Raw genomic sequence first — 5,011 nt, 5'->3', positions numbered from 1 at the left:
CCCGTTGCCCGGGCGTCCGGCCGCCACCACGCCCGCGAGCACCCCGACGGCGACCACCACGGCGGTCGCCGCGCCGGGCGAGCGCAGCGCGAGGACGCCGGCGGCCGCGGCGACGGCAGCGAGCACGAGCACCATCCCGACCAGGAGCGCCGTCTTGTCCGCGGTGCCGAACGCCGCGATCGCGAGGTCCTTGAGCCAGGCGGGCGTGACGTCGATGAACGCGTCGCCGACGGCGGTCAGCGGCGCCGAGCCCGCGGGGAGCAGGGCGGAGAGCAGCTGCGCGACGCCGAGCGTGAGGCCGGCGGCGAGGAGCCCGGCGAGGGCGGCGCCGGCGCGACGGGACATGCGCTGAGCCTGACGCCTCGGCGACCCGCTGTCACCCGGCCGTGCCCCGCCACCCCCGGTTGGCCCGGTGGCCCGGCGACCCCGCGGCCCGGCGGTCGTGTCGGTGGTCGGGTGGAGGGTGGGCGCATGAGCGCAGCCGTCCTCCCGGTCCGTCCCTCGTCCCGGTCGCCGTTCGAGCGCGCCGCGCTCGTGCCGGGCTGGACCACCGCGCGCTGGGGGTACGACGGCGTGCTCGAGTGCTTCTGGGCGGAGCTCGTCGGCCCGCGTGGCGAGGTGGTCCGGATCGGCCCCGAGCACCTGCTCACGACGGTCACGGCGCTCGCCCGCGCGCTCGCGGTCAGCGCGCGCGTGCCGGAGGACGAGGCCTACCTGGCCCTGACGGCGTGACGTGTCGGCGCACGGGTCAGCGCTCGACCGCCACGGTGGTCGACAGCTCGTGGCTCCGGCCGGGTGCCAGGCGGACCGTGTCCGGTCCTGCGTTCGCGGCCTCGACGCACACGAACCCGGGCCATGCAGCACCCACGTCGCCCAGCGCGGCGCCGCGCTCCGGTCCGGGGTTCCAGACGACCGTCGTCGCCGAGCCGGCCTTGCCGACGAGGAGGCGTCGGGTCCCGTCGTCGACCACCGTGGTCCCCGTCGTGCCCAGGTAGACGCGGTCCGTCTCGCCGTCGAACCGCACCGGGTCGGCGCTCCCCGGCATCTCGGTGCCGCCCGAGGGCTTGTCCCGGTAGGGCACGCCCTCGAGGCCGGTGACGCTCGTCGTGCGCACGTCCCGGACGGCGAGGTACGTGTGCAGCGCCTGCGTCACCTCCACGTCGACGTCGTCCTCGTTCGTCACGGCGAGGGCCACGGTGAGCTGCCGTCCGACCGTGACCGTGCACACGGCGGAGAAGCGGTGCGGCCACGCCGAGACGCGGGTCGCGCCGTCGTCCGAGAGCCCGAGCCGGACGACGACCTCGTCGCCCGCCTCCTCGGCGCCGAGGAGCTGCCACGTGCTGACCCGCGCGAAGCCGTGCGAGGGGGCCGACGGGTCGGTGGGGTGGGCGCCGAACCACGGGAAGCACAGGGGGACGCCCCCGCGCACCGCCGCGCCCGGCTCGAGCCGCGTCCGGTCGCTGCACCACAGCACCGGAGCCCCGCCGCGCGGCGTCCACGACGTGACCTGTGCGCCCTGCAGGTGCACGACGGCGTCGGCGGCCGGACCGGCCACCCGGATCACGGGCAACGCGCCCTCGACGGCGTGGGACACCGAAGGCGGCAGCGTGCCGGCGGGCGCGCTCACGCCTGCGTCCGCAGGCGGTGGAGCACCTCGCCGGCCTGCGGCACGACGAGGGTGTCGGCGTCCTGCGACCACGCGTCGACGTCGACCTCGGCGGGGTCGAGGTAGTCGAGGTTGGCGGCGCGCACGACGTCCTCGGGGATGCCCGTCGCGAGGGTCACCGTCACGCGGCACCGCTCGCCGTGCTCGTCGTCGTACGTGCCCGCTCCGCGCAGGTGGGTCGAGTGCGCGAGGTCGCCCCACGGCACGTCCTTGAAGCGGTCCCACTGCTTCACGAAGTAGTCACGGCAGTGGTAGCCGATCTCGAGGATCTGCGGGTGCATGACGGAGATCTCGGTGATGTGGGGTGCGTACAGGACGACCTGGCCGCCGTCGGCGACGACGGGCTCGACCTTGTAGAAGCCCTTGGCGCCGGTCCACATGTCCTCGTACTTCTCGGGCACGAGCGACAGCACCCGCCGCACGGGCGCGTCGAGGTAACGCACGTGGGTCTCGGCGGAGACGTCCGCGGCCGCCGCCCACGCGTCCTGCGCCGAGCCGAAGGCGGCGGCGTGGAGGTCGTCGGTGCCCGAGCGGACGACGAGGCACAGCGCATGCCGCTCGCCGGGCACGAGGGCCGCCGCCTCGTCGATGAGGGCGCGCACGGGCGTGGTGCCGCGCGTCCCGATGATCTCGACGCTCGAGATCAGCGCCCCGAGCCAGTGCGACACGTTGATGACGTCCTTCACGGCGACGCCCGGGAAGAGGTACTTGTTGCCGCCCGAGAAGCCGACGACCTCGTGCGGGAACACCGGCCCGACGATGAGCGTGACGTCGTGCTCGACGACGGCGCGGTTGAGCCGCACCTCGACGTCGCGCACGAGGCGGCCCTCGGAGAGCTCGGCGAGGCGGTCGGCCGCGATGGTGCCGACGGAGACGAACGTCGACTCGTCCCACCACTCGTGGTTGAGCACCGTCGTGCCTGGGTAGGTCTGCTCGAGCCCGCCGTCGGCGTAGCCGAGGTGCCGGGCGAGCTCCGCGTCGCCCATGGGGGCGTGCGTGCCCAGCGCGATGAGCACGGTGAGCCGTGACACCCTGCCGTGCGCGACCTCGTGCACGGCACGCACGAGCAGGGGGAGCGGGCACGACCGCGTGCCGTCGGGCACGACCAGGCACAGGCTCCGCCCGTCGAGGTCGAGGCCGCCGACCTGCTCGGCGACGAAGGCGCGGACCTCGTCGTCGGTGAGGACCGCGTCCGGCCCGCCGACGACGGCGGCGCGTGACGGTGCGCCTGCCGGAGCGGGTGCCGGTGCGGGTGGCGAGCTCGTCGTCATGGCCCCACCCTGCCGCTCGTACCGCGCCGCGGCAACGCTGTCGTGCAACTCGTGGCAACCGGTTGTCGTGCCGCCCGGGCCGCGCGGAGACTCGCTGGCATGACGACCGCACCCGCGCTCTCGGCACCCCGCCTGGCACCGCACCCCGACCGGCTGCTCCCGACCGACTCGGCCGTGCGCGCCGTCGCGCGTCGGCTGTACGACGCGGTGCGCGACCTGCCGATCGTCTCCCCGCACGGCCACGTGGACCCCGCGCTGCTGCTGCACGACACGCCGTTCCGCGACCCGGCCGCGCTGCTCGTCACGCCCGATCACTACGTGACGCGCCTGCTGCACGCGTCGGGCGTGCCGCTCGACGTCCTGGGTGTCGGCCGTGGTCCGCTCGACGAGCCCGACGCCCGGGCGGCGTGGCGCGCGCTGTGCGAGCACTGGCACGTGTTCCGCGGGACGCCCGTGCGCTACTGGCTCGAGCAGGAGCTCGCCGGCATCTTCGGGGTGGACGTGCGCCCGTCCGCCGCGACGGCCGACACGGTCTTCGCCCTGGTGCACGAGCGGCTCGGCCGCCCGGAGTTCCGGCCGCGCGCGCTCTACGAGCGCTTCGGCATCCAGGTCCTGGCCACCACCGACGACCCCGCGGACGACCTCGCGACGCACGCCGCGCTCACGGCCGACCCGACGTGGACCGGACGCGTGGTCCCGACGTTCCGGCCGGACCGCTACCTCGAGGCCGGTGCGCCCGGGTGGCGCGCCGACGTCGCGCGGCTCGCGCAGGTCAGCGGCGTCGACACGGGGACGTGGCACGGCTGGGTCGGCGCGATGGAGGACCGCAGGGACCACTTCTGTGCGCACGGCGCGCGGTCCACCGACCACAGCCACGCCGACGTGCGGACCGACCCGCTCGAGCCTGCCGAGCGCGACCGCGTCTACCGGGCCGCCGTCGAGGGCACGGCGAGCCCGGCCGAGGCGACCGCGCTGCGGCGGCACATGCTGCTCGAGATGGCCCGCATGGCGACCGAGGACGGCCTGACCATGACGCTGCACCCCGGGGTGCGCCGAGGGCATCACCGACCGACGCTCGAGCGCTTCGGGCCCGACACCGGCCACGACATCCCGCTGCCCGGCGAGTTCACCGACGCGCTCCGCCCGCTGCTCGAGCGGTACGGGACCCACCCGAGCCTGAAGCTCGTCCTGTTCACGCTCGACGAGACCGTCGTCTCGCGCGAGCTGGCGCCGCTGGCCGGCTTCTACCCCTCCGTCTACGTCGGCGCACCGTGGTGGTTCCTCGACGCTCCGGACGCCATCCGCCGGTGGCGCGCGGCCGTCACGGAGACCGCGGGCTTCAGCCGGACCTCGGGCTTCATCGACGACACGCGGGCGTTCTGCTCGATCCCCGCACGGCACGACATGGCGCGGCGCCTCGACGCCGGGGCCCTCGCGCAGCTCGTGACCGAACACCGCCTCGACGAGGACGAGGCGCTCGAGACGGCGGTCGACCTCGTCGTCGGCCGCCCCAGGGAGGTGTTCGGGCTGTGAGCGCCACCCCGACGCGGGTGCCGACCCGGACGCGCACCCGGCCGCCCGTGCGGCACGTCCACCTCGGCCTGGGCAGCTTCTTCCGGGCCCACCAGGCCTGGTACACGCAGCACGCGCCCGACGCGGCGGCCTGGGGCATCGCGGCCTTCACGGGCCGTCGGCCCGACCTCGCGCGGGCTCTCGCCGCCCAGGACGCCGTGTACACGCTCGCGGTGCGCGGGCCCGACGGCGACCGGTACGAGACGGTCGAGTCCGTCGCCGCGGCGCTCGCCGCGGACGACCACGCGTCCTGGCTCGGCCACCTCGCGGACCCCGCGGTCGCGCTGGTCACGTCGACCGTGACGGAGGCCGGCTACGCGCTGCGGGCGGACGGCGGCCTCGACCTCGACCGGCCCGACGTGCGCGCCGACCTCGACGCGCTGCGGGCCGACCCGCGCGCCCTGGTGCGCACCGTGCCGGCTCGGCTCGTCGCCGGCCTGGCGGCCCGCCGTCGAGCGGACGCCGGACCGCTCACGCTCGTCCCGTGCGACAACCTGCCCGG

The 5,011-nt window shown here is 75.8% G+C and carries 4 protein-coding genes and 2 pseudogenes; 3 read left to right on the top strand and 3 right to left on the bottom strand.

Going from position 1 to position 5,011, the window contains the following annotated elements; genetic code table 11:
• Positions 1 to 345, bottom strand: a pseudogene (locus tag ICW40_RS08600) (molybdopterin-dependent oxidoreductase); the annotation flags it as partial.
• A 126-nt stretch (positions 346 to 471) separates the two neighbouring features.
• On the opposite strand from ICW40_RS08600, the gene ICW40_RS08595 reads away from it, so the two are divergent.
• Positions 472 to 732 carry a hypothetical protein gene (locus tag ICW40_RS08595; protein ID WP_221653420.1) on the top strand — a complete coding sequence of 87 codons (261 nt, stop codon included), beginning with the start codon at positions 472 to 474 and terminating at the stop codon, positions 730 to 732.
• 16 nt (positions 733 to 748) lie between these two features.
• On the opposite strand, the gene ICW40_RS08590 is transcribed toward ICW40_RS08595, so the two are convergent.
• On the bottom strand, positions 749 to 1,627 hold the full coding sequence (locus ICW40_RS08590; RefSeq protein ID WP_221653419.1) for a D-hexose-6-phosphate mutarotase: 879 nt from the start codon (positions 1,625 to 1,627) through the stop codon (positions 749 to 751).
• Complete coding sequence (locus tag ICW40_RS08585; protein ID WP_221653418.1) at positions 1,624 to 2,937, bottom strand: lactate racemase domain-containing protein; 1,314 nt, start codon at positions 2,935 to 2,937, stop codon at positions 1,624 to 1,626. Before ICW40_RS08585 ends, ICW40_RS08590 begins: the two co-directional genes overlap by 4 nt.
• 99 nt (positions 2,938 to 3,036) lie before the next feature.
• On the opposite strand from ICW40_RS08585, the gene uxaC reads away from it, so the two are divergent.
• Positions 3,037 to 4,470: a glucuronate isomerase gene (gene uxaC / locus ICW40_RS08580; protein ID WP_221653417.1), complete on the top strand. Its 1,434-nt coding sequence runs from the start codon at positions 3,037 to 3,039 to the stop codon at positions 4,468 to 4,470.
• Positions 4,467 to 5,011 (top strand): annotated as a pseudogene (locus tag ICW40_RS08575) (mannitol dehydrogenase family protein); the annotation flags it as partial. The gene uxaC and the pseudogene ICW40_RS08575, both read left to right, overlap by 4 nt.

This window comes from Actinotalea ferrariae (genome assembly GCF_019733465.1).
In the GTDB taxonomy this organism is placed as follows: domain Bacteria; phylum Actinomycetota; class Actinomycetes; order Actinomycetales; family Cellulomonadaceae; genus Actinotalea; species Actinotalea ferrariae_A.
Note: the sequence above shows the minus strand (reverse complement) of the source record. Positions and strands in the feature narration are given on the sequence as shown.